Origin of the sequence: Singulisphaera acidiphila DSM 18658 (assembly GCF_000242455.2) — a bacterium.
Lineage (GTDB): Bacteria > Planctomycetota > Planctomycetia > Isosphaerales > Isosphaeraceae > Singulisphaera > Singulisphaera acidiphila.
Genome location: NC_019892.1, coordinates 1,226,350 through 1,250,493 on the forward strand (window position 1 = coordinate 1,226,350; position 24,144 = coordinate 1,250,493).

A 24,144-nucleotide genomic window follows, 5' to 3' on the forward strand; every position below is an offset into this window, starting at 1 on the left:
GCTCAGGGAGAGGGGGTCTTGGCCGGCTGAGGGGCCGCCTTGGCGGCGGTCGATTTCGCCTCGCCGGCAGGGGAGGCCGATTTCACTTCGCCTGAGGTCGCGGTCGTGACCAGCTTGGGGTTAACCTTCGAGCCGGGCCTGGCGCGTTGGAGGCCGTTGATGACGATCAGGTCGTCCGGCTTGAGGTTCTCCTCGATCACGCGCTGGCCGTCGATCTCGGCCCCAAGCTTTACCGCCCGGCGCTCGACGACGTTCTCTTTGTCCACCACCAGGAGGAACGGGCCGACCTGATCGGCTCCCAGGGCACGGTCCGGCACCAGCAAGGCGTTGGGACGAGCCTCGAGTGCCACCCGAATCCGAACGAACAGCCCCGAGACGATTTCGTCATTGGGGTTGGGGAAGATCCCTCGCGCGATCAGGGTGCCGGTTGCGGGGTCCACCCCGGGATCGGCATAGTCGAGCCGCCCCTCATGGGGAAACCCTTTCTCGTTGGCCAGGCCCAGGTCGAGCGTCACCTTCTCTTTCTTGTAGTCGACCCGATCGCCGTGGCGGACCTGAGCCCGGAACCCGAGCACGTCGGCTTCGCTAATGCTCATGTAGGCGTAGATTGGGTCCTCTTTGAGGATTGTCGCCAGCAGTGTGGCCTCGCCATCGCCGACGAGGTTGCCGACGTCGACCAGTCTCCGGCTGATTCGGCCGCTGATCGGTGCCTTGATCCGACAATAGCTGAGGTTGATCTCGGCGTTGCGGACGTCGGCGTTGGCCGCCTCGAGCTTGGCCTTGGCCGCGAGGATCTGCGTTTCGTAGTCGGCCCTGGACTGTTCGAGCTTGGCCTTGTCGGCGTCGACCTGGGCGGCGGTTCGCTTGAGCTCGGCCTGGGTCCGGTCGAGGTCTTCTCGCGAGGCGGCGTTGCGTGCGAACAGGTTGCGCTGGCGTGTCTCTTCGACCCGGGCGAGCATCAGGAGGGCGTCGTCCAGGGCGAGCTGCGCCGTGGCGACCTCCCGGCTCTTGGATTGCTCGGCCGTGAGCTGTGCCGCCTTGGCTTCATCGACCTTCGCCTTGGCCACGTCGAGCTGAACCTGGAACGGTTCCTCATCGATGACCAGGAGGAGCTCCCCTTCCTTGACGTCGCCCCCATCCTGAAATTTCCTCTCCTTGAGGAATCCGCGGACCCGCGCGCGGAGGTCGACCGACTCGACGGCCTTGGTCGTGCCCGTATACTGGACATAGTTGGTGACCGACTTTTGGGTGGGGTGGCTCACGGTCACTTCGGGCGGTGGCGGCGGGACGTAGGCATTGCCTTGCTCGCACCCCGCGACCAAGGCAAGCAGGACGACCGAGATGACCGAGCAGGCCAGCGAGGTCAGTCGACGAGAATGGATATTCAACGTTTTCGATCCTCACCTCGATGACGCAACGGGCTTGAGCGGTGGAGGTCTGCTCTTGAGCGTAGCCAGCGCCTGGTGCGTGGGCAACCAGGTTCCTCGGTTATCGCTATCAGAATCCCGCGAATATGGCTTTGGCGATGATTCGAGGTTTTGCCCACTCGAGAAATGAGGGCTGTCGGGGTTGGCCGGTCGTTTCCTCGCGTTCGGGGCGAGCTCTGCCGATAAAAGTGGAGATTATCTTCGATCGCGCAGTAGGGAAGGGATTGCCCGTGCAAGCGACTCTTAACGCGGCCTGCTCAGCGGTGCGACCCAGTTGGCCGACGGTGGTCGGCTGGCTCGGTGCGCTGGTCGTAGTTATGGGCCTTGCCCAACCGGTTCAGGCTCAGGTCAAGTCTCTGGCGAGTCTCAAGGTGATCAATGGCCAACTCGCCGGCCGGGTGGTCGACTATACGCATAACCACGGCCAAGATCGCCGAATCTTCTCCCCGATCCTGGGGATGCCGCGCGATCTTTACGTTTACCTCCCTCCCGGGTATTCGCCGGACAAAGCCTATCCGCTCATCGTCTACCTCCACCTGGCCAACATTGACGAGCACATCTTTATTGGGTCGAACTACATCCTTCAGCTCGATCGGATGATCCAGCGCGGGGAGTTTCCGCCGGTCGTTGTCGCCTGCCCCGATGGAGCGATCAGCGGGGAGAATCGGGTCCGGGAGGCGCACTCGTTTTACGTTAACGGTTGCCAGGGCCGGTTTCAGGATCATCTTGTTCAGGAGATTCTCCCGTTTCTGATGCGCTGTTACTCGATCCGGCCGGAGCGAGGGGCGCATGCCGTTTTCGGACTTTCAGCCGGAGGTTTCGGAGCGCTCGGCCTGGCGATCAAGGATCGGGCCTTCTTCGGGGCGGTGGTGACGATGGCAGGTCCGGCCAATATGCGATACACCACGTGTAATCAGGATAACCTCGCCGACTTTGACCCGGCGACCTATCGCTGGAACGATCGCTACGACCCGAAGCAGGTTGTCGGCCGGTTCTATTGCGACCTGAAGCCGGTGTATGCGGAAAAGTACGTGACCCCTGTCTTCGGCACAGGGCCGGGCGTCCATGAGTCGATCCGCCGCGAGAATCCGGCGGACCTCATCTTCACGACCGATCTTCAGCCGGGGCAGCTCGATATCTACATGAATTATCCTGGTGACGACAACTATAACTTTGATGCCCAGGCCCAATCGTTCGCCTGGCTGGCCGCCCAGAAGGGGGTTGCGGTGACGCTCGAGTGCGCACCTCACGGGCATCACAACTTGCCCTACTTCCGCGCCAATCACGCCTCGGCCTACCGCTGGCTGGGCCGCCACCTGCTTCCGCCCGTTTCGATTGCCCGCGCCGGAGGGTGAATCCTTCGTTTCGCACTTCCATCCTGTGCGAAACGCCCAAGCAGCCTTTGGGACATGTGCCTTGATGCCATTGCATCAGAGTGGCGGCGCGGCGAGCGGCCTGAGGATTCGTTTCGCACGCAACGATTCTTTGACTGTTGTAGTCAAAATGCCAGGCCATTGAAACTCCCCCTGCCGATTGCCTGTGTGCAGAGGTTTCCGAAATTGCGGGGGTGGCCTTTTTCGTCGCCGCCGCAAGCGTCGCGTTTTCGGGGATCCGATCTGGTATTCTGGCAACCCGGATTTCGTGAGCCGACATCGATTTCGGAGGGTGCCGCGTGCGAGTGTTGATGACGGGCGGCTACGGCTGCATCGGGTCCTGGGTGGCCAAGCAACTGGTCGACCAGGGACAGGAAATCTGGATCTTCGACCTCAAAGAGGATACGCATCGGCTCGACCTGCTCCTCGAACCCGAGCAGAAGGAACGCGTTCACTTCCTTCCCGGCGATGTGTCGGATCTGCCCGCGGTGCTCAAGACGATTGAGCAGGTGGGGGCGACCCACCTGCTCCATCTGGCAGGGCTCCAAGCGCCTACCTGCCGGGCCAACCCGATCCTCGGGGCGAAGGTCAACGTGCTGGGAACGCTCGCGATCTTCGAGGCGGCCGTGGCCTTGAAAGGGCAGGTCGAGCGCGTCGTCTACGCGAGCTCGGCCGCGGTTCACGGGCCCCCCGACCCCCATTCCAACGGCCCGCTCGGCGATGAGGTTCGGCTCGCCCCTTCGACGCACTATGGGGCCTACAAGGTGTGCAACGAGCTCAACGCCCGGGTCTACTGGCTCGATCAGGGGATCTCGAGCGTTGGCCTTCGGCCTTGGACCGTCTATGGTGTGGGCCGTGACTTCGGGATGACGAGCGAGCCGACCAAGGCGATCAAGTCGGTGGTCATCGGCAAGCCGTTCCCGATCAGCTACGGCGGCCTTCAAGACTTTCAATATGTTGGCGACGTTGCGGGGACCTTCCTCCGCGCTCTGTCGGCCCCGTTTGAAGGGGCCGACGCGTTCAACGTCCGAGGCGCGGTCGTGCCGATGGAGACCTTCCTGACCACCCTTGCGGAGGTCGCACCCGAGGCGGCCGACCTGGTCTCGCATGGCGACCGTCGGCTTCCAATTGCCCCCGACCTGGATGACTCCCGGCTCGACTCCCGGCTCGGCCCGCTCCCTCGGACGTCGCTCCGCGATGGGATCGCCGAAACTTACCGACGGTTCGCGGCCCTCCAGGCTCAAGGGCGGCTCGACCTCTCGGACCTGGCCTAGCAAACGGAAAACAAACAAAGAAGAGGGGGCCGCGATGGCCCCCTCTTCTTTGTTATCGGTGATAACGGATTCGAGTCAAACGCGCCTTCCCGTCACTTCGCGGGCTTGGCCGTACCGGGGGCGGGGGCCGCGTTCTTGGTTGCACCGGCGGGTACGGGAGCCGTCGTGGGGGCTGGGGCCTTGACGAAGAGGTCGTTGGGCATCGGCTTGACGTCGACCTTGGCCGCCTTCCGCTGCGCAATCAAGAGGTCCTTCTGGAGCTCGGCGGCGTAGGCGTTCAAGATCAACGGCTTGTTCTGCTCGTAGTCGACCTTGGGCTTCTCCTGACGGTCGGTGATCAGGATCAGGTGGAAGCCGTAGGGCGTCTCGACCGGGTCGGAAATCTGCCCGGGCTTGAGGGCGAACGCTGCCTGGCCGAACTCCTCGACAATGCCGCTGTTGAGCCCGAAGAAGCCGATGTCGCCGCCGCCGTTCTCGGAGTTCGCGGGATCTTCCGAGTTCTTGTTCGCGGCCTCGGCGAAGGTGATCTTCTTGGCCTCGATGTCCTTCTTGAGGCTGATCAGCTTCTGCTTGATCTGTTCTTTCTCGGCGGCCGAGGTCGTGGGCTCCACCTTCATGAGGATGTGGCTCGCCCGGATCTGGGTCCCGCTGAGCAGGTCCTTATGGCTTTCGGCGTACTTCTTCAGCTCGGCGTCTGTTCCCCGGAGCTTGACGTAGTCGATCCAGCGGATCCGGTTCGAGTACTCGTCCCGAACCTCCTTCATCGACTTGTTGCTCTCCACCAGGGCCTGGGCCAGGCTGCTGCCGTCCGCCTTGAGCTGCTTCTCGAGCTGATTGACAGCCTCGGTCACCCGCTCTTCGCTGACCTTGATGTTCTGACGGGTGAGGAATTGGCTGACCAGTTTCATGTTGACCAGCGTCTCGATCGCGTCGCTGTAGATCTGCTCTTCGTTCTCGGGGGGGATCTCATATCGGTTGAGAAAGTCGAGCAGTTCGCCCCGGGTGATCTTTTCGCCGTTAATCGTCGCGAGAACCTCGGTCAGCTTCGCTGGCGACAGACGTGAGGCTGGAGCGGGAGCTGGTGCTGGAGCGCTAGCCGCGGGGGGGGCTTCCTTCGCTGCCGGTGCCTGTGCGTGGGTGGTGAGGGTCACTGCGAGCACCCCCATCGCGGTCGTGGCGAACCAAACGGGTCGGACAATCGCTCGCATCGAACTCGTCTCCCTACTGTTTCGAAAACGCGCTACTTACGAAGCTCGGACCAGTCGTCGAGCCGCAAACTTGAGCGATTATACGGATTTCGCTAAAATTTTACCGCGCGAATCGAGCGAGAAAATTCGGAGCCGTCGATCACGTCGAATGCGGGGCTCAGCGATCGAACTCCGACCCTGGAATCGCGATCCGAAGATTCTCAGGGAGCGTAATCGGAATTTTCGGAGGGGTGGGCGGGGTGAGGATCAGTGGGCCATCGGGCCAGACCTGGATGATCCGCCAGGTCAGATAGCTCAGCAAGAGATAAGTCGCGATCGTCGACCATGGCGAGGGGGCCCAGAACTTGAGCGCGGTGCCGAAGGCCTTGTTGACCCGCGCACCTTTCAGGTCGACGCTGCAGATCTCGTCGAGCAGCAGGTGGGAGAAGTACCCGGTCATCACCGCCACGGCCATGACAATCCGAAGCATGTGCTGGTCGGTGGGGTAATAGAGATAGGCGATTGCGCCCCAGACGGCGCAGGTGGGCATGCTGTGGCACATCCCCCGATGGACCGTCAGGCGACCGACGACTCGTCGCAAGCCGTGACGCACCATCACAAAGGCGGCGATGACCGCCCAGAGGTGAAACTCGAAGGCGGGTTCGGGGTTGAAATTTCCCATCTTCTGCCAGACGATCAGGGCGACCAGGACGCCGAGGATCCCGGTGAATCCTTTCATCCCGAACCCGGTCTGGGAGTCGAGATCGGGCAGGAGCCCGCTGAGCGTCGCCAGAAGCGCCGCGACGGAGCCGTAGAGCCAGTGGACGCCGGCGAATACGTAAGTCGCCCAGGCGTAGAGGCATCCAAGCGCCGCCGCGAAGCTGATGTGCTGTCGGTAGTTGCCCAACGGGGTCGCGCGTGGGCTCCACGCCTCCTTGCAAAGGCGTGCTCCCCACAGCCACACTCAAGGGAGCGCGGGGCGGGACGTCACGCCGCCTTGAGCCAGAGACGAATACGGCCGAGTTCGCCGCTCCACTCCGGCCCGGTCCGGCACCGACCGTAGGCATCGTACAGCAGGTCGAGCGTCTCCACCAGATGTCTCAGCCCTTCAATCCGGGCGGGCTTGGCATCTTCTCGCGAGATTCCCTCGGGCTTAGGCAGGCTGGCACCCGACACGGCGAGGGTTTCGGCCTGGAGGGTCAGCTCATACTGCAACCCGTTGCGCACCAGGATCAGACCGGCCTTGCGCGGGAGCTTGCCTGCCTGGATCGCCCGGAACGCCTCGGGGAGCTTGGTCGGCCCTTCGGTAGTCAGGGCGTCGCGACCATGCTCGCCGAGCGGGCAGTCCAGCGTCAGGGTCTTGGCCATCATGACGGTCACTTCCGAGTCGTCCGGCAGCGTGATCGTGTCGCCGTCGATCTGCAAGGTGTGCCAGAGCCAGATCAGGAACTCGTTGCCCCAGAAGTCGCGGCTCGACGCGTCCGAGTCGGCCCAGGCCACCGTGGAGTAACCCCCCCCCTCACCCACGAAGCCGACCGGCCCGAAGTCCTCGACCGAGCGCTCGAGGCCGTGGACCTCGGCCTGCGAGTACGCCAGGCTCCCCGCCGTGATCGGCTCAAGCGTGCGGTCGAACGTCTCCCGGAACAGGGTTTTCAGCCGTTCGATGGCAGTCAGGCTGGTCATCCCGGCGTAGAGGACGTTGGACTGAGCGTCCCAGAGCACCGGGTAGTGTGCCATTCGGCGGAACCGGCCGTCCGACGCTTCGGCCTCAGCCCGGATGATGGCGGCCTCTTTGGCCTCCTGTCGCTGAGCTTTGGTCGGGTAGCCGCTCGGGTTAAGTTGAGCCCGGGCATCGGTTTCGATCTTGGTGTACGCCTTGAGCAGCGTGCCGGGAATCTTGTCGGTGTCGATTCGAATCGAGAGATGAAGGGCGTCGTTGAGGAGGTTCTTGACCGGGTCGAACGTCAGGTCGAGTACATGGTCTCCCCCTGCCCAGCCGATCGTGATGCCGTCGGTGGGGTCGGGCCCGCCGTGGCGGCCGAGGGCATGCAATTGGATTTGCTCGAGGATTTCGTCCCCGAAAGGCAAGGGGCTTGAGCCGCTGACCCGAAATCGCACGTAGGTGACGCGCCCGTTCAAGAACCCCATCGCGAAGATCCTCCTTGTACCGCGCCGTGGCGAAATCAACGCAACGGCCAAACGCCCGGCCATCCGGGACCCCCATTACATCGGCCGGTTTCGTCGGGGTACTCGATAGGAAGGTCGCTCCTTGTGCGAGACGGGCTGTGGGCCGTGCCTACAACGCGACTCACGTAAAATTAACGTACTGGAGAGGATATTCCGGTCCGTTCTCCTTCAGGTAGGCGATCACCGATTGGAGTTCGTCAATTTTCTTGCCCGTGACGCGGACCTTGCTGTCCATGATCTGGGCCTGCACCTTGATGCCAATCTGCTTGATCTGCTTGACGAGTTTCTTGGCGTCGTCGGTCTCGATGCCGGTATGAAGCGTCAGGATTTCGCGGACCGAGTCGTGGGTCGCCTCTTCGAGCTTCCCTCGCTTGAGCGCATTGACCGCCACCCCGCGCTTGGCCATCTTCTCCTTGAGCACCTGGATTACCGTGTCCAACTGCCCTTTGTGATCGGCCAGGAGGGTCAGGTTGTTGTCTTTCTTGTTGTACTCGATCGAGGCCCGCGTCCCTTTGAAGTCATAGCGGACCGCGATCTCGTGCTGCGCCTGCACGACCGCGTTGTGCATCTCGGCACTATTGATTTCGCTGACAATATCGAAGGCATGGTTGTCGGCCACGGCTCTCAGCGCTCCTATCTTTTGGGGAATGAACGAGTCGGCGAGGGTCGACCTCGGCTCAATGGGCCTCGTCCTTTGTAAGTTCAGGTTAGGCTTCCATTATAATCAAAATCACCAAGCTGCGAGCGCTGGGAAATCGGCTCGGAATCGACGTTTTCCGGCGGTGGCATGACACGTGCCTCGATTGGCTCCGGCCACCCGTCGAATGCGCTGCGAATTGAATCAAGGCGAGGAGGATCACGATGCCGCAAAGCGATCCGGAGCCATCACGTCCTACCGAGAGTTCGGCCCGGACCAGGGATCATCTGGCGAATGAGCGAACGTTCCTGGCCTGGATCCGCACTTCGCTGGGGTTGATCGGTCTGGGTTTCGTGATCGCCCGGATGGGTTTACTCTTACGACAATTGGCCTTGGTCGGCGGCAATCCCCCGGCTCGCGTCCCTCAAGGTAGTCATGAGTTTATGATTACTGGGATTGTCTTCCTGGTGCTTGGGACCTTGTTTTGCGTCTGGTCGGGCCAGCTCTATTTCCGGACCCGGCAGGCCATTGACGCGGGTCGATACGAACCGGGCACCGCGACCGTCACGGCCTTGGCGACCGTCATTGCCCTCGGTGGGATCCTCCTGGTGGGGCTTGTCCTTTGGTCGACCTAAGCCTTGGACATGGTCTTCCATCGAAGGGCTTACGGGCCCTGGGGGCCACGGGGTGTACCCAGCCCGTGAGCCAGAAACCAGGGCTTCCACTCACAAGGTTGAGTAAAGAGACTTATTTCCCCTGAGTCTGTCTCGTTGGCCCCAATTGTCACAGAGTCCGCTTTTGGCAGTGAGTTGGCAATAATTGCCAAGGCGGCTATGATGGAGGGGAAAGGAGATCGCTTATGGAGACCATGAACATCGCCCTTCCCGAATCGATGAAGCATTTCGTTCAGGAACGGGTCACCGCAGGCGGATACAGCAGCGTCAGCGAATACGTCCGGGAGCTTATCCGGGCCGATCAGAAACGCAAGGTCGAGGAGCGGCTCGACACCCTATTGCTCGAAGGTCTGGAATCCGGGCAGCCGATTCCCGTCACCCAGGAGTATTGGGATGAAAAGAAGCGGAGACTAACCGAGCGGCTCGCCAAGGCCATCCCTCCACAATAACACCCGGTTGCCACGTTCTCCCGGCCGCTGACGCCGATCTGGACCATCAGGCCAATGATCTGGCTCGCGAAGCGAGCCTCGATACAGCCCTGCGGTTCTACGACGCCGCGAGGACGACCTTTGAGAAGATCACCCAAAACCCAGGGATCGGCCAAAGGCGAGATTCTTTGGATCCCCGCCTTACAGGATTGCGCGTTTGGCGAGTCGAAGGCTTCGAGAAATATCTTATCTTCTATCGGCCTGGCGACGCTGGTGTTGACATCATCCGCGTTCTTCATGGAGCACGCGACATCGATAGCATTCTTGATGAGGACTGAAGACAGCGAATGGATGGCCGCAACGCTCTCGCCAACCACCAAAGCCCAAAGACGACCAAGCTCTACCCTGTGTTTCGCACATTTCGCCTGCAATTTCTTGGAATTTCTATCCCCTCTCATTTCTCGCTTGAGCTGATGTGTTGACTCCCGTGACTCGCTCCTTCCATGATTTCCGCCACTGGCTCGATCACATCACGCCTCCTCTTTCCGCTGATCCATCGCGATCATTCCCCAGCGATTCTTCGCTTGCGTCCCACGCAAGGCAATGTCCCACCCTTCCTCCTTTTGGTGTCAAACTCGAGGATTCGCTTTTGAAGTGGCTTGTTCAGGAAACAAAGAAAGGCCCGGGGGACTCGGCTCTCGGCTCGCTACGAGAGCAGAGCTTTTCCATACAGTGGGCGGATGTCCGCGTGTTCTCCTCCACCTGGATCGCGAGCCGGATGAGGGATCCCATAGCCAGGAATTGGAGGCCTGCACCCAGGTGTCCCAGCGCCCACAAGATCATGATCGGGCTCACGACGTTCATGTACGGGACGACGCCAACAGGTTGAGCGGCGAGTGGGACTCCACCACTCGATGGCGTGGCCCCCGACTCGCCAGGTAACTGTAGAGTCCGAACGTGAGAAGCAGGGTTCCGGCGACGAGCAGGATCGCCCCGACCCCGATGAAAATCGCGCTGATGACTCGCAGGACGACGTATCGCTCGCCAGGTTCGTGATCCGGACGAAGCTGCGTCATGCTTATTCTCCGTCGGTCAGCCACTTCGTGGCCAGCGCCTGGAACAGGGGCTCAAGATCGACGTTCCCACCGCTGATGATGATGCCGACCTTCAGGTCACGCACCGGCAGCGTTCCGGTCAGGACGGGGGCGACGGCCACCGCGCTCGACGGTTCGACGATCATCTTGAACCGTTCCCAGAGGAACCGCATGGTGTCGAGGATCTCCGACTCGGTCGCAGTCACGATCGCGTCGACGTTGTGACGGATTACCGAGAAGGTGCGGACGCCGAGCGAGGTGCGGAGGCCGTCGGCGATCGTGCGAGGATCGCCTGAAGACTCGATGGAGCCGGATGCGAGCGAGCGCTTGGCATCGTCGGCCCGCTTCGGTTCAGCACCGATGACTTTTGTGGATGGGGAGCGTCCCTTGACCGCCAGCGCGGTGCCCGCGAGCAGTCCGCCGCCGCCGACCGGGCAGAGGATCATGTCGAGCGGTCCGGCCTGATCGAGAAACTCCCAGGCGACGGTCCCCTGCCCCGCGATCACCTGCCAGTTATCGAACGGGTGAATCAGGGTGTACCCATGCCGCTCGATCTCGTTGGCGACGGCCGCCTCGCGCGCGGCCAGGGTCGGCTCGCACGAGACAATTCGAGCGCCGTACCCTTTGGTCGCCGCGTGTTTGATCGCCGGCGCGGTGTGGGGCATGACCACGCAGACGGGGATATCGAGCAATTGACCGGCCAAGGCCAGAGCCTGCGCATGGTTACCCGACGAGTGGGTCACGACGCCGATCCCTCGCTTCGCATCCTCCAGTTGCAAGAGCGCGTTCATCGCTCCACGGAACTTGAACGCGCCGATTCGCTGGAAGTTCTCGCACTTCAGGACGACCGACCCGCCACAGCGCTCGTTTAGAGTCCGCGAACTCATGATGGGGGTGATGTGCGCCCACGGCTTGAGCCGCTCGGCCGCTTGCCGGATGTCGTCAACGTCAATCGAGGCGGTAGGCTGGGACAGGTCGTTCACGTCGATATGGCTCCTGGAAGACTGACGCGACGGATCGAGAACGACGCTCGACCCTCATTGATTCAGTTTGCATGAAAACGTGAACATGTGCATTTGTTTAATGATAGCGGCTTCGGCATGATCCAGCCCGCGAACGTCAAGCATTCCGATTTGCCTGTAATATAGGATACCAGGGATAAGACGCGACGCGGCTCGAGAGGTTCGCGCATCGCCAGGCTCAAGGGGATCATACCGAACAGGTGCGGTAACCATGTCAGGCTGGCGACCCCAAGTCACCGAGGCTGTTCGCGGTGGCCCGCCACGCTGGGGTCCGGTCAGGACTCGCCTGGGCCAGGGCACGTCGCACGCCCTCGGCGTCGAAGTCCTGGGCGTAAACCGGGGTGCCAGGCTGCTGACGCCAGGACTCGTCCAGTCCGCCGGCGTCGACACCGTCGAACCCGAGTTCGTCGATCAGACGCAACACGACGGCCTTGGACACTGCGTCGTCGCCTGCGACGGGGAGGGCGATGCGCTTGGGGGTGCCTGCGGGCTGGCCATGATCCATCAGATGCTTGGCATAGATGTTATTGAAGGCTTTGACCACGGGCCGTCCCAACTGCTGCTCGACCCACCGGCTCTCCGTCAATCCGTCCTCGATCCCGGCGATGCGACCGTCGCGCTGTCGCGGGTAGTAGTTGCCGGTGTCCACGACGACCAGGTTGTCGGCCGCCCCATCGAACAAACCAGGCGGCAGGCTCGGGATGTTCTTCTGGGGGATGGTTACAATCACCACATCTTTGTCTCGAGCCGCTTCCGTGGCCGTGACCGCGGTCGCCCCGGTCTCGGTGGCCAGGGCCGCGAGCGACTCGGGCCCGCGTGAGTTCGCCACAGCGACTTCGTGTCCCAGCGCGGTGAGGCGACGGGTGAGAGTGCCACCGATGTTGCCCGCGCCGATGATGCCAATGCGAAGCTTCGTTTGGGTGGCCATGAAGGTTCTCCTTCTTACGAGAGCGGCATTTGGAACGGCGAAGCTGAAATACAGTGTGCGATTGGGGGGATGGTGGTTCAGATCATCTCCGATCGGCGGTTCGCCCGGGGGGATTCCCCTCGGGCGAACCACTCGGAAAAACGTCACCTGTTCATTTAATAGGCGTGTTTCTCCGTGGTGTCCTCGGTCGCCGCTGGGATGGCGGCTGGTGGCGCGGTCTGGCGGATGGTCCGGGCTTCGGACTCGGCCTTGAGCTGTGCGATGGCCTGATCGAGAGGCATGGCACCGCGGTCGCCATCGATGCGGTCACGGTAGGAGACGGTCGTTTGCTCGGCTTCCTTGGCACCGACGACGAGCATGACCGGGATCTTCTCGAGTTGCGCGTCGCGGATCTTGGCGCCGATTTTCTCGGGCCGGAGGTCGATGCTCGTGCGGAGGCCGGCCGCCTGGAGCTCGGCGAGGACGCGCTTGGAGTAGTCGGCGACCTTGTCGGAGATCGGCAGGACGCGGACCTGTTCGGGGGCGAGCCAGAGCGGGAAGGCCCCTGCGAAGTGCTCGATCAGGATGCCCATGAACCGCTCCATGCTGCCGAACGGAGCGCGGTGGATCATCACGGGGCGGTGCGGCTGGTTGTCCGGCCCGGTGTACTCGAGGCCGAACCGCTCGGGGAGGACGTAGTCGAGCTGGACGGTGCCGAGCTGCCACTGGCGGCCGATGCAGTCGCGGATGATGAAGTCGGCCTTGGGGCCGTAGAAGGCGGCCTCGCCGGCCGCTTCTTCATAGGGGAGCTTCATCTCGTCGAGCACCGAGCGGATATCGTCCTCGGCGCGGCGCCAGGTGTCGCCGGCCGCCCCGGCGTACTTGGGATCTTCCGGGTCGTGCTTCGAGAGCCGGAGCTTGTAGTCGGTCAGGCCGAGGCTGCCGAGGACGAACTGGGTCAGCTCCATCGTGGCCCGGAATTCCTCGCGGACCTGGTCGACGGTGCAGAACAGGTGGGCGTCGTCCTGGGTGAACCCACGGACCCGGGTCAGGCCCGAGAGCTCGCCCGACTGCTCGTAGCGGTAGACGGTGCCGAACTCGGCCAGGCGGACCGGCAGGTCGCGGTAGCTCCTCGGCTGTGCGGCGAAGATCTGGATGTGGTGCGGGCAGTTCATCGGCTTGAGGAGGTATTCCTCGCTCACGCCGAGCTGTTCGACGTACTTGATCTTCGATGCCTTGTCGAGCGCGAAAAACGAATCGGTGAACGCCGGCGCGAGCTGTCCTTCCTGGCCCGTCTTGGCTTGCGGCATCGTCTCGGGGATACCGGCCTTGGCGAGCAGGAGTTTCTGCGTCGGTTCGTCGAGCTCGTCTTTCTCGAGTCCCACGAGCAGGGTCATCGCCGCGTCGTCGAGCAGTCGCAGGACCGGGAACTGCGAGTCCTTGTAGTAGGGATAGTGGCCGCTCGTCTTGTAGAGTTCCACCTTGCCGATGTGCGGGGTGTAGACTGGCTGATAGCCCCGCTTCATCAACTCGTCTTTGAGGAAGTTCTCGAGGACACCCCGGACGACGGCCCCCTTGGGCATCCAGAGGATCAGGCCCGAACCGACCAGTTGTGAGATCGTGAACAGGTTGAGATCCTTGCCCAACCGGCGGTGATCGCGTTTTTTCGCCTCTTCCACCTGGGCGAGGAATGCGTCGAGCTCTTTCTTGTCGAAGTAGGCGGTGCCGTAGACACGCTGGAGGACCGGGCCGTCGGTCCGGCCTTTCCAGTAGGCCCCCGCGATCGACATCAGCTTGAAGGCGCCAACTTTGCCGGCGTGGGGGATGTGGGGGCCGCGGCAGAGGTCGACGAATTCCCCCTGGCGGTAGAAGCTGAGGATGCCGTACTTATGCAACTCGTCGTTGATGTGCTCAACCTTGAACGACTGGCCGAGCTCGTCGACGAACTGCCTGGCTTCGTCGACCGGGAGGCTGAACCGCTCGAACGGCTCGGCCGCCTTGAGGATCGCGGCCATCTCGGCTTCGATCGCGGGGAAGTCATCTTCGGAGAGGGGGCGGCCGGCAAGGACGACGTCGTAGTAGAAGCCGGTGGCGGTGGTCGGCCCGAAGGCGAGCTTGGCGCCTGGGAAGAGCCGCATGATGGCGCGTGCCATGATGTGCGCGGTGGAATGCCGGAGGACGTCGAGCGCCTCGCGGTCTTTGGAGGTCAGCAGGCGGAGCTCGATCGGCTGATCATGGCCGTTCTCGAGCGGGCGATCGAGGTCGACGATGGTGCCGTCGGCCACCGCGGCGACGGCCGCGTCGGCCAGGCGGCGGCCGATCCCCTCGGCGATCTCGCGCGGTCGCACCCCTTCGGGGAATTCCTTCAACGACCCATCCGGAAGCTTGATCTGGACCATGGCCCCACGCCCGGCGCAATGGCCGGCCTTTCCGTTCCCTGAACTCTTGGCGGACGATCGCCCCCCGACCCACAACGCCGGTTCGGCCCGTCGCGCCGCAAACTCTTCTTGATGATCGCGAAAATCCCCCAAAGGGACCGCCGGAAACGCCTCGCCACCGGCCCCAAGAGGAACGCGCGAACCCCAGCGTAATCCAAGGGTGCGGCCTGTGCCAAGAGTCCCTCCGGAGGCGGGGGCGGCCGGCACGCTTATTGCGGCTTGCGGGAATACCCTCTTGACAGTAAAATTGATCGATTGTAGAGCATAAGGTTGCCTCGCGACGGACGAGGACTCGCCGTGGGGGTGAGTTTCGTGGACGTCCGGGGGCTGTGGGTCTCTCTCCATCGCGGGGGGACGGCCGCGCCCCGCCTTTGGTGAGGCTGATCCCATCGTCCTGGGGAGGACGCTATCGACCGGAATCTCAGGGTTAACGAGCAGATCCGCATCTCACCGGTGCGGGTGATCAACGCCGAAGGAGCCATGCTCGGCGTCATGCCGACAGGCAAAGCCATGGAAGCGGCTCGCGAAGCGGGCCAGGACCTGGTGGAGGTCGCTCCCAATGAGCGCCCACCAGTCTGCAAGATCATGGACTTTGGCAAGTTCAAGTATTCGCAGAAGAAACGGGCGTCGAAGCAGAAGCAGCACCAGGTTCAGGTCAAGGAAATCCGGGTTCGCCCCAAGACCGGCGACCACGATATCGAGGTCAAGGTCAAGCGCGCCCGCGAATTCCTTGAACACAAGGACAAGGTGCTGGTCAACGTCCTCTTCCGCGGTCGCGAGCTGGCGCACATCGACGAAGGCCGCAAGGTCATGGACGAAGTGCTCCATGCGCTCGACGACGTGGCGAAAGTCGAGAAGAACCCCTCGATGGAAGGGAAACGGATGACGGCGATCGTCGCCCCTCGCGCCTGATTGCTCCGGTCTCCGGTACCCAGTTTGCCTTGTCTGCCTGGCTTGCCACGAAACAACCCTCTCCGCCGTGACGTTTCGGCGTTGCGGTCGGAGAGGGATTTTTTTTGCGGTTTGCCGGTCAATTGGAGTTGGCCGGGGGACCGTCGTCGTGTTATGTTAATCGACTCGGCCGATTTCGCGGACTTCCCGCCGGCCTTCTGCGCGATACCGCCAGGCGATCGGTTAGGATAGGGTCATTATGCCGAAGCTCAAGACGCACAAGGGAACGAAGAAGCGGTTCACGGTTTCGGCCACCGGCAAGGTCAGCCACAAGCGCTGCGGGTCGTCGCACTTGATGAGCCATAAGAGCGGCAAGCAGGTTCGCCGGCTGCGGAAGAAATCCATCCTGTCGATTTCTGCCGAGGCGCATCGGCTTCGTCGCGCGTTGGACACTCGCGAGAGCTCCCAGCCCGACGCCATCAAGTCGGCCCGGCTCCAGTTCCTTGCCGAACGGAAAGCCGAACGTGCAGCCGCAGCCGCAGCCGCGGCCGCCACGGCCTAATTGCTGCGACGTCTCCGACGTCCCGTTTGATCACGACTGATCACGACGATTCACCAGGCCTGAGACGCCCTTTTATGCTCGCCGAAAGGCGCTGGGCGTCGTGTTGGAAATTGAGAATCTACGATGCGTGCAACGAAGGGCGCGGCCCGCAATAAGGCGAAGAAGCGACTGTTCAAGGCCGTCGAGGGGTTTGTCGGCGGTCGCCGCCGCCTGCTCCGGACCGCCAAGGAGACGCTGCTCCGAGCCGGCATGTTCGCCTTTCGCGATCGCCGGGCCAAGAAGCGTCATTTTCGCCGTCTGTTCATCACCCGCTTGAGCGCGGCCGCTGAAATGCGAGGACTTCGCTACAGCCGCCTGATCCATGGCTTGCACCTGGCCAACATCGGCCTCGATCGCAAGAGCCTGTCCGAGTTGGCGATCCTCGACCCCGAGACGTTTGACGTCATCGTTGGTCGGATTCGTCATGAACTCGACCAGCACGACGCCAAGATTCGCGACCGCCAGGCGGCCAAGGTCAAGACGGCCTGAGCCAAGTAAGTGGGCGGCGGCTTCGGTCTCTTGCTGTCTGAGCGGTTGAAGCCATCTCTCCGATCTGAAGAGGGCCGGATCGGTTCGCGCCCGGTCACGGCCCGATGGAACGAGGCCAATGAGCTCCGCCGACCCAAATTCCCAGGCCCTGGCCGATCTTGACTCCTTGGAATCGGCGGGCCTCGTCGCCTTCGGTCAGGCTGAGTCCGCCGAAGGGGTCGAAGAGGCCCGGATCGAGTTCCTGGGCCAGAAGCAAGGCCGGCTCAAGGCTGCTCAAGAACGACTCAAAACGCTGGAACCGGCCGCCAAGCGCGGCTACGGCCAGCGGTTTAACGCAGTCAAGCAGGCGCTGGAGGCGGCCTGTGACGGGGCGAAGGCACGCCTCGAGCGGCCCGCGTCCCTCGAGGATCGCGGGATCGATTTGACCTTGCCCGGGCACCGCCCTCGGCTGGGACATCGCCACCCCTTGACCCAGACGGCCGACGAGCTGATCGACCTCTTCGGTCGGTTCGGCTTCGCCGTGGCGCGCGGGCCTGAGGTGGAGGATGTCCGCCACAACTTCGAAGCGCTCAATATCCCGCCATCCCACCCCGCCCGCGATCCGCTCGATAACTTCTATCTGAGCGAAGGCACAATGCTGCGCAGCCAGACGAGCACCGTGCAGATCCGGGTGATGGAAAACCAACCCCCGCCGGTTCGTGTGATCGCGATCGGACGTGTCTATCGCCCTGACACGGTGGATGCCACCCACTCGTTCATGTTTCACCAGATCGAAGGCCTCATGGTCGATCGCGGTGTGACCATGGCCGATCTCAAGACGGTACTCCGCTTGTTCGCCCAGAGCTATCTCGGTGAAGATGTGCAGATCCGGTTTCGACCCTCGTTCTTCCCGTTCACGGAACCGAGCGTCGAGGTCGATATGCTCTGGCATGGCGGCGACCGTTGGGTTGAAATGGGAGGTGCGGGGATGGTCGATCCCAATGTCTTCCGCGCCGTCGGCTACGACCCGGACGAGGTGACCGGATTCGCCTTTGGCCTGGGCATCGAGCGACTCTGCATGCGACGGCATAAGATCGACGATATCCGACTGCTCTACCAGAACGATGTGCGGTTCCTCTCCCAGTTCTGAGTCCACTGTGCCGATCATGATATGACCAGGGTGCGACCGGGTTTTGGTCTTCGACCGCGGCCGGAGACCTGGGCTCCGCATGGTCCGCCTTGGGACTCGATCCATCGATGAGGCCCCTTCCCATGGCGTCCGACGAGAGCCGAATCATCGTGGCGATTGGTGCCACGGCGCACACCGTGAGTGTTCATCACCGCGACTTCCCCGAGATTCGCGCCGAGGGGCAGAATCCGGGGGACGCGGCCGCGTACCTGGTCAATCACTTGACCCGCGCCCTCGACAGTGCCCTGACCCAATGGCGGCGGGAGACCATGAACCAGGCGATCGCCGAGGTTCAGGCCTTCGTTGCTGGCAAGGGTTCCTAAAACCTCGCTCCGTCGGTGGAAGAACCGGCACCCTTCCTGTGATGCCGATCGTCTGTGGGGTGCCACGGGTGCCTACTTGGAGCCCGTGCGGGAACGCATTGGTCTGGGGATAGACCGGTTCCGAGTACGAAACCGGCAGCCCCTGGACGAGGCTCAGATCGGCCACAGTTTTTGAGAGAGGCTCTCAGCCGAATTCGAACCGAAGCGAGCGGCGCAAAGGCGGGAGACACGATGCCCACGACGACAACCGAGCCGGGCGAGCCGACTCCGACGCTGGTCCGCGCGCTCGGGCTGGTCGACGCCACAATGATCGTCATGGGCTCGATGATCGGGTCGGGCATCTTCATCACCTCGGCCGAGTCGGCCCGACTGGTGGGCTCACCCGGCTGGCTGCTCGTGGCCTGGGGTTTGGCCGGCCTGATGACGATCACAGGCGCCCTCTGCTGTGCCGAACTCGCAGCGATGATGCCCAAGGCGGGGGGACAATATGTCTTCCTCCGCGAAGCCTACGGCCCCTCGTTGGGCTTCCTCTTCGGCTGGTCAATGTTCCTGGTCGTCCAGACCGGTACGATTGCCGCCGTCGCGGTCGCCTTTGCCAAGTTCCTCGGCGTGCTCATTCCGGCCGTAGCCTCCGACCAATATCTGGTCGCCCCCCGCGCCTGGGGGAACTACGCACTCAGCCTCTCAACGCAGCAACTGGTCGCCATCGGCTTGATCGTGGCTTTGACGGCGACGAATACGCGCGGCCTGCGAACGGGAAAGCTGATCCAGAACACGTTCACCTTCACCAAGACCGCCGCCCTGTTCGGCTTGATCGTGGTCGGCCTCACCTTGGGGCTCAACCCCAAGGCCGCGGCGTGGACCTCGTCGTGGTGGTATCCCACGGCCAACGGTTGGGACCCCGGGAAAGTTCAAGCCGGCTTCCGCGCGACCGGCGGGGTGGCCTTGGCGATGCTTTTGGGGCGCGCGATGATCGGCCCCTTGTTCTCGCAGTCGGCCTGGAATAACGTCACGTTCACCGGTGGCGAGATCCGCAACCCTGGCCGCAACCTGCCGCGTGCCTTGATCCTCGGCTGTGGAACGGTCATCGTCCTCTACTTGCTGGCCAACATCGCTTACATCCTGACCCTCCCGCTCGACCAGATCCAGGGGGCTCCACAGGACCGGGTCGGGACCGCCGTCATGCATGCGGTATTCGGTCGAGCCGGGACGGTCGCGATGGCGGTGGCGATCCTGATCTCGACGTTCGGCTGCGTCAACGGACTCATCCTGGCCGGGGCGCGCGTCTATTATGCGATGGCTCGTGACGGACTCTTTTTCAACCGCGTGGGAACGACCAATCGCCGGCACGTGCCGGCCGTCGCGCTGGTGGCTCAGGGCGTCTGGGCCTGCTTGCTTGCCCTGCCGGTGACGGTCACGATCGATCCCTCCAGCCACGTGCCGATCTACGGCAATCTCTACAGCCAGCTCCTCGAGTACATCATCCCGGTCGATGTGGCGTTCTACATGCTGATGGTCGGGGCCGTCATCGCCCTCCGGCGCAAAACGCCCGGGGCCGAACGCCCCTACCGCACGCTCGGCTATCCTCTGACCGCCTTGATTTACCTGGGCCTGGCCGTCCTCGTGGTGCTCGACTTCATCGTGATGACGCCCGAGACCTCGGGCATCGGCGTCCTGCTCGTGCTAGCGGGAATTCCGGTTTATTTTCTCTGGTCGCGAGTGGGACGGAAGGCGGAATAATGCCTTTCGAGCTCTCGGCAGGATTTCCCTCAATGGCCAGCGCATCCCCACTCTATGCGACCTACCGGTTTTCCGTTGATGATGATCATCGGATGGCTGAGGCCGGTATTGAGGGCGAGGATGTTCGCGTCAAGGGATCCATTCGACTCAGCGATTGTTCCGATTACGCCGTGATCCCCACGACGTCTGGCGATGTCTTCATTCTCATTAAGGTGGGTGATGGACGCGTCGGCCGGGTACGATCGAGGGATCAAGAAGCTGAGGTTCCATGCTCGAGAAGGGGTCGCCGAGGTCTGGCTCGTCGACCTGACAAAAGGAATGGATCGAAGTCCATCGTCGCCCGATCTCGGGTGTTCACACGGAGATCCAGATCCGGCCGCGTGGGGAGAGTGTCTCTCCCGAGGCGTTTCCCGACCTCGTCCTCGCCGTTGACTCCATTCTGGGTTAGGGAAGCCGATGATCGTTAGTTGGAACTGGTTGGCACAATATGTCCGGCTCGACATGCCGGTGGACATTTTGACTGAACGGTTCGCCCTGACGGGTTTGAACCACGAGTCGACGTCCGAGGTCGGTGGCGACCTCGCCATCGACCTGGAGGTGACCAGTAACCGGGCCGACTGCCTGGGGCATCTGGGAGTCGCCCGTGAGGTCTCGGTCCTCTTCGACCGCACGCTCGCGGTGCTCGATCCCCGACCGCCGGAGTCCGGGCCGGCCGTCACGACGCGGACCGGGGTGACCGTCGATGATCCCGCACTCTGCTCCCAGTTCACCGCACGGGTGATCTCGGGTGTGAAGGTTGGCGAGAGCCCTTGGTGGCTTCGCAAGCGGCTCGAGACGATCGGCGTACGGCCGATCAGCAACATCGTCGACATCACGAACTATGTCATGTTCGAGTGTGGGCAGCCGCTCCACGCGTACGACCTCGACCGACTCGAGGGCCGCCGGCTCGTCGTCCGTCGGGCGCGCAAAGGGGAGACCCTCACAGCGATCAACAACAAGGTTTACGAGCTCACGCCCGAGATGCTCGTGATTGCCGACGCCGAGCGGCCGGTCGGCCTGGCCGGCGTCATGGGGGGGCTGGACACCGAGATCGGGGCGACGACCGCGAACGTTCTGATCGAGGCGGCCCGATTTGATTCGATGTCCATTCGTCGGACGGCCCGAGCGCTGGGATTGCACAGCCCGTCAAGCTATAGGTTCGAGCGCCCGCTCGACCCCGAACGTACGGAATGGGCGAGTCGGCGGTGCGCGGAGTTGATCCTGGAACTGGCCGGCGGAACGCTTCATCCCGGCCTGATCGATGTGAGCACCCCCCTGCCCGCTCGGTCGTCGATCAAGCTGCGGTATGCGCAGATCCCTCGGGTGCTTGGGATCGACGTTCCTCAGCCTCGGGTCGAGGCGATCCTCCAAGACCTGGGTCTCGAGGCCCGCGGCGGCACGAGCGACTGGCGCGAGTTTCAGCCGCCGAGTTGGCGGAGCGACCTCGAACGTGAGATCGACCTGATCGAGGAAGTCGCGCGGATCCACGGTTATGAGCATATTCCCGAGAACCGGCTCGTCCCCCTGGCCAGTTCCCCGCGCGGCCTGCGGGAACGGGTCGAGACCGAAATCCGAGGTGCCCTGACGGCTTGCGGGTTCGACGAGGCGGTTACGTTCAGCCTCGTCTCCGACGAGCTCAGCGAGCCCCTCGACCCTGGTTCTGAGTCGTCCCCGATCCGGGTCGATCACTCGAGCCGAAAGCGCGAGAACGCCCTGAGGCGGAGCCTCGTCCCGAGCTTGCTGGCCGTCCGCCGCCATAACGAAGCGTACGGTAACCCCGATGCCGAGCTCTTTGAGATCGCCAACGTCTACCGCCCGCGCTCCGGCTCGGTCCTGCCCGAGGAACCGACCCGCCTGTCGCTGGTGAGCGGACGCGACTATCTCGGGCTCAAAGGGGTGGTCGAGGCCCTCCTGGCGCGGCTCCATGCCGACCACGACCTGGAGGTTCGCCCCGTGGCCTTGCCGTACTTTGCTCCCGGCCGAGGAGCCGAGCTGCTCCTTGGCGGAACGCATCTCGGCTATCTCGGCGAGGTTGATCCCACCCGGCTCACCGCGCTCGAGCTTCGCGGCGCGAGCTCAGCCGTCGAATTGGAGCTGGACGTCCTGATGGCCAAGGCCATCTTGGTTCCGCTCCATCATCCGCTCCCCCCTTTCCCGGCGGTGATGCGCGATCTTTCGCTTGTTGTTGCGCGAAGTCTCGCCTGGTCGGAGCTGGCGCGGGCCGTTCGCGACGTGGCAGGCCCGACCCTGGAGGCGGTCCTCTATCTCGACACCTTCCGCGGTGGCAACCTCGACAACGACCGCCAGAGCCTTCACTTCGGCCTTCGGTTCCGCCACCCTGCGCGAACCTTGACCGGTGAGGAGGTCGAACAAGCCATCCAGACGGTCATCGCAGCTTGCGCAGACCGCTTCGGCGCCACGTTGAGAACGTGATCCTTTACTTGAGAATTGTGAGTCTATGTTCGATAATCGCTGGGATAATTGGTCGGGAGATTTTGCCGAGTCGTTTGCCGCGGACCAACTCGATCCGCGGGTCCGCGGCTGCGTTTCCGAAATCCTGTCGCACTTCGGTCAGTCTGTCCGGTTGATCGATCGCGACTTCCCCGACGAGGTTTCGTCGGGAACGTTCGCGACTGTATTGACCGAGCAGATGCCTCGGCTGGCCCTTCCGGAAGCCACGCGACCACTGGCGCCCGAGGTGATTGCGCAGTTCCTCGAGTATCTCCGAGAAACCGGACGGGTCGGCGAAGCGGCTGATTGGGCCGCCCAGATTCGCGTGATCGCACGGTCGTACAACGAGCGGCTCAAGCCGGGCGGAGGTGTCAAAGGTGTGCCGATTCGCAGGCCGGCCGATGTCTCCTCGGCGAGTCGCAACGACCCCTGCCCGTGCGGTTCGGGCAAGAAATACAAGAAGTGCTGCATGGGGCGAGCGTGAGCTTGGCCCCGCCTTTGGCCGGTGAAAGACCGCCTCGGTGATTTCCAACGACTGGGCGACCGGCTCAAGACATCGATCTGGGAAACGACCGCGAGGCGAGGCTCTCCGGGCTGGGAGCGCCTCGCCTCGCGGTCGTTTCGGTAATCAGGTTGTGGTATGCGCCGCGCCGGTGCCATAGAGAGGGACCGGCCACTCGCTAGATTGTCGGTCCGTCGATGGCGCGCCGGCCCATCACGAGCGAGACGACGAAGAGAACCAGGAAGAGGACGAAACAGATCCTGGCGATGTCGGCCGCCATGCCGCCGACTCCGCTGAAACCGAGGACACCTGCGATCAGCGCAACGATGGCGAAAAGAATGGCCCAGCGAAGCATTGTCGTGTCTCCTCAACGTGGTCGTTTTTTGTCAGTGTCAAAATAAGGTCAAGTGTGAGAATTTGGCTGGGAGTCGACCGGGCGATCGCTCGCCCGGTCCGCGGTCTCAGTCTCAAACGGTTTATCGCGAGCGCAAGGCCAAGCCCACGATCAGGCCGGCGACCAGACCGACACCGAAGGCGGTGGCGACGGACTGAGTCGGGTTGTGCCGCACGTGCTCTTGCACCGAGTCGAGCCGGTCGCGGGCCGCGTCGGTGAACTCGCCGTAGTGTTCGCGCAGCCGCCCACCCGCCTGCTGGGCGTACTGAGTGGCGGACTCGGCCGCCTGGGAGATGGCCGACGCTCCGCGCGAGGTCAACTCGCTGAGGTAGCGTTCGATGGTGTCGCGGCCCTCGCCGGTTTTCTGCTGGATCCGGCCGACGAGTTGGTCGATGTTGCCGCCTTGGATTTGCAGGTCATCGTCGGTGAGCTGTCCCCACTTCTCTTTCACCTGCCCACGTAGCTTGTTCCACTGGCCCTGCAGCTCTTGTGCGTTGATCGCCATGGTTTTGATTCTCCCCCAATTCCCACGTTTTCCGGCCACGCAGCCGGGTTCCTTGGGAGTTTAGGGAGTGCAACCGCAATGCCAACACCGTCGAATCACCCACGATTTGAACTTATGGATTGGCCAAAAAAAACGCCCCCCGATCGTGGTCGAGGGGCGTAGCAGACTGGTCGCCGGTTCCGAAATTACTTCGGGGCGTCGGCCGGGGGAACGGCCGGAGCTTCGGCGGGGGCGTCGACCTTCGGGGCGTCGGCGGGGGCGTCAACCTTCGGGGCGTCGGCGGGGGCTTCGACCTTCGCCGGTTCCTCAACCTTGGGTTCTTCGCCGCAGCCGACCAGGCCGAACGAGGTGACGCCAAGAATCATCGACAGAGCCAGGAAACGCTTCATTGGA

The 24,144-nt window shown here is 63.0% G+C and carries 25 protein-coding genes; 13 read left to right on the plus strand and 12 right to left on the minus strand.

Going from position 1 to position 24,144, the window contains the following annotated elements:
• Positions 1-2: 2 nt before the first annotated feature.
• The gene (locus SINAC_RS04740; RefSeq protein ID WP_015244548.1) at positions 3-1,388 is read right to left on the minus strand and encodes an efflux RND transporter periplasmic adaptor subunit; all 1,386 of its coding nucleotides are present in this window, start codon (positions 1,386-1,388) and stop codon (positions 3-5) included.
• A 269-nt stretch (positions 1,389-1,657) separates the two neighbouring features.
• On the opposite strand from SINAC_RS04740, the gene SINAC_RS04745 reads away from it, so the two are divergent.
• Complete coding sequence (locus tag SINAC_RS04745) at positions 1,658-2,782, plus strand: alpha/beta hydrolase (RefSeq protein ID WP_015244549.1); 1,125 nt, start codon at positions 1,658-1,660, stop codon at positions 2,780-2,782.
• Between the two features lie 317 nt (positions 2,783-3,099).
• On the plus strand, positions 3,100-4,074 hold the full coding sequence (locus SINAC_RS04750; RefSeq protein ID WP_237722470.1) for an NAD-dependent epimerase/dehydratase family protein: 975 nt from the start codon (positions 3,100-3,102) through the stop codon (positions 4,072-4,074).
• A 92-nt stretch (positions 4,075-4,166) separates the two neighbouring features.
• Here SINAC_RS04750 and SINAC_RS04755 read toward each other — a convergent pair whose 3' ends face one another.
• From SINAC_RS04755 to SINAC_RS04770, 4 genes are all read right to left on the minus strand, one after another.
• On the minus strand, positions 4,167-5,282 hold the full coding sequence (locus SINAC_RS04755; RefSeq protein WP_015244551.1) for a peptidylprolyl isomerase: 1,116 nt from the start codon (positions 5,280-5,282) through the stop codon (positions 4,167-4,169).
• A gap of 157 nt (positions 5,283-5,439) precedes the next feature.
• Positions 5,440-6,168, minus strand: coding sequence for a metal-dependent hydrolase (locus tag SINAC_RS04760; RefSeq protein WP_020465879.1), 729 nt, complete (start codon positions 6,166-6,168; stop codon positions 5,440-5,442).
• An 80-nt stretch (positions 6,169-6,248) separates the two neighbouring features.
• A complete protein-coding gene (locus SINAC_RS04765) occupies positions 6,249-7,409 on the minus strand; it encodes a hypothetical protein (protein ID WP_015244553.1) in 1,161 nt (386 codons plus the stop codon).
• A 160-nt stretch (positions 7,410-7,569) separates the two neighbouring features.
• Entirely contained in the window at positions 7,570-8,067 is a 498-nt protein-coding gene (locus SINAC_RS04770) for a YajQ family cyclic di-GMP-binding protein (RefSeq protein WP_015244554.1), read from the minus strand.
• A gap of 242 nt (positions 8,068-8,309) precedes the next feature.
• On the opposite strand from SINAC_RS04770, the gene SINAC_RS04775 reads away from it, so the two are divergent.
• The 3 genes from SINAC_RS04775 to SINAC_RS41760 all read left to right on the plus strand — a co-directional run bounded on the left by SINAC_RS04775 (position 8,310) and on the right by SINAC_RS41760 (position 9,525).
• On the plus strand, positions 8,310-8,720 hold the full coding sequence (locus SINAC_RS04775; RefSeq protein ID WP_015244555.1) for a YidH family protein: 411 nt from the start codon (positions 8,310-8,312) through the stop codon (positions 8,718-8,720).
• A gap of 224 nt (positions 8,721-8,944) precedes the next feature.
• Entirely contained in the window at positions 8,945-9,208 is a 264-nt protein-coding gene (locus tag SINAC_RS04780) for a type II toxin-antitoxin system ParD family antitoxin (protein ID WP_015244556.1), read from the plus strand.
• Complete coding sequence (locus SINAC_RS41760) at positions 9,205-9,525, plus strand: type II toxin-antitoxin system RelE/ParE family toxin (RefSeq protein ID WP_015244557.1); 321 nt, start codon at positions 9,205-9,207, stop codon at positions 9,523-9,525. The genes SINAC_RS04780 and SINAC_RS41760 overlap by 4 nt, the downstream gene beginning before the upstream one ends.
• Positions 9,526-10,047: 522 nt before the next feature.
• On the opposite strand, the gene SINAC_RS04790 is transcribed toward SINAC_RS41760, so the two are convergent.
• The 4 genes from SINAC_RS04790 to thrS form a co-directional block, all read right to left on the minus strand.
• Complete coding sequence (locus SINAC_RS04790) at positions 10,048-10,263, minus strand: hypothetical protein (RefSeq protein WP_015244559.1); 216 nt, start codon at positions 10,261-10,263, stop codon at positions 10,048-10,050.
• Between the two features lie 2 nt (positions 10,264-10,265).
• Positions 10,266-11,264 carry a pyridoxal-phosphate dependent enzyme gene (locus SINAC_RS04795; protein ID WP_015244560.1) on the minus strand — a complete coding sequence of 333 codons (999 nt, stop codon included), beginning with the start codon at positions 11,262-11,264 and terminating at the stop codon, positions 10,266-10,268.
• Positions 11,265-11,517: 253 nt separating this feature from the next.
• Positions 11,518-12,231, minus strand: coding sequence for an NADPH-dependent F420 reductase (locus SINAC_RS04800; protein ID WP_015244561.1), 714 nt, complete (start codon positions 12,229-12,231; stop codon positions 11,518-11,520).
• 155 nt (positions 12,232-12,386) lie between these two features.
• Positions 12,387-14,609, minus strand: coding sequence for a threonine--tRNA ligase (thrS, locus tag SINAC_RS04805; protein ID WP_015244562.1), 2,223 nt, complete (start codon positions 14,607-14,609; stop codon positions 12,387-12,389).
• Positions 14,610-15,056: 447 nt separating this feature from the next.
• Between thrS and infC the strand changes: the two genes are divergently transcribed.
• The 8 genes from infC (at position 15,057) to SINAC_RS04845 (ending at position 22,834) form a co-directional block, all read left to right on the plus strand.
• Complete coding sequence (infC, locus tag SINAC_RS04810) at positions 15,057-15,560, plus strand: translation initiation factor IF-3 (RefSeq protein ID WP_026011950.1); 504 nt, start codon at positions 15,057-15,059, stop codon at positions 15,558-15,560.
• A 238-nt stretch (positions 15,561-15,798) separates the two neighbouring features.
• Positions 15,799-16,101, plus strand: a complete 303-nt coding sequence (gene rpmI, locus SINAC_RS04815) for a 50S ribosomal protein L35 (protein ID WP_015244564.1) — start codon at positions 15,799-15,801, stop codon at positions 16,099-16,101.
• A 123-nt stretch (positions 16,102-16,224) separates the two neighbouring features.
• Positions 16,225-16,629, plus strand: coding sequence for a 50S ribosomal protein L20 (rplT, locus tag SINAC_RS04820; RefSeq protein ID WP_015244565.1), 405 nt, complete (start codon positions 16,225-16,227; stop codon positions 16,627-16,629).
• Positions 16,630-16,747: 118 nt separating this feature from the next.
• The gene (gene pheS, locus SINAC_RS04825) at positions 16,748-17,758 is read left to right on the plus strand and encodes a phenylalanine--tRNA ligase subunit alpha (protein WP_015244566.1); all 1,011 of its coding nucleotides are present in this window, start codon (positions 16,748-16,750) and stop codon (positions 17,756-17,758) included.
• Between the two features lie 122 nt (positions 17,759-17,880).
• Entirely contained in the window at positions 17,881-18,120 is a 240-nt protein-coding gene (locus SINAC_RS04830; protein WP_015244567.1) for a hypothetical protein, read from the plus strand.
• A 231-nt stretch (positions 18,121-18,351) separates the two neighbouring features.
• The gene (locus SINAC_RS04835) at positions 18,352-19,860 is read left to right on the plus strand and encodes an APC family permease (RefSeq protein ID WP_015244568.1); all 1,509 of its coding nucleotides are present in this window, start codon (positions 18,352-18,354) and stop codon (positions 19,858-19,860) included.
• A gap of 456 nt (positions 19,861-20,316) precedes the next feature.
• Positions 20,317-22,332, plus strand: coding sequence for a phenylalanine--tRNA ligase subunit beta (gene pheT / locus SINAC_RS04840; protein WP_015244569.1), 2,016 nt, complete (start codon positions 20,317-20,319; stop codon positions 22,330-22,332).
• 25 nt (positions 22,333-22,357) lie between these two features.
• Entirely contained in the window at positions 22,358-22,834 is a 477-nt protein-coding gene (locus tag SINAC_RS04845) for an SEC-C metal-binding domain-containing protein (RefSeq protein WP_015244570.1), read from the plus strand.
• A 196-nt stretch (positions 22,835-23,030) separates the two neighbouring features.
• Here the strand turns inward: SINAC_RS04845 and SINAC_RS38605 are convergent, their stop codons facing one another.
• From SINAC_RS38605 to SINAC_RS04860, 3 genes are all read right to left on the minus strand, one after another.
• Positions 23,031-23,207, minus strand: a complete 177-nt coding sequence (locus SINAC_RS38605) for a DUF1328 domain-containing protein (protein WP_015244571.1) — start codon at positions 23,205-23,207, stop codon at positions 23,031-23,033.
• Positions 23,208-23,328: 121 nt separating this feature from the next.
• Positions 23,329-23,751 carry a CsbD family protein gene (locus tag SINAC_RS04855; RefSeq protein WP_015244572.1) on the minus strand — a complete coding sequence of 141 codons (423 nt, stop codon included), beginning with the start codon at positions 23,749-23,751 and terminating at the stop codon, positions 23,329-23,331.
• 185 nt (positions 23,752-23,936) lie between these two features.
• Positions 23,937-24,140 (minus strand): hypothetical protein, encoded by a 204-nt coding sequence (locus tag SINAC_RS04860; protein WP_015244573.1) that lies wholly within the window; start codon positions 24,138-24,140, stop codon positions 23,937-23,939.
• Positions 24,141-24,144: the final 4 nt, after the last annotated feature.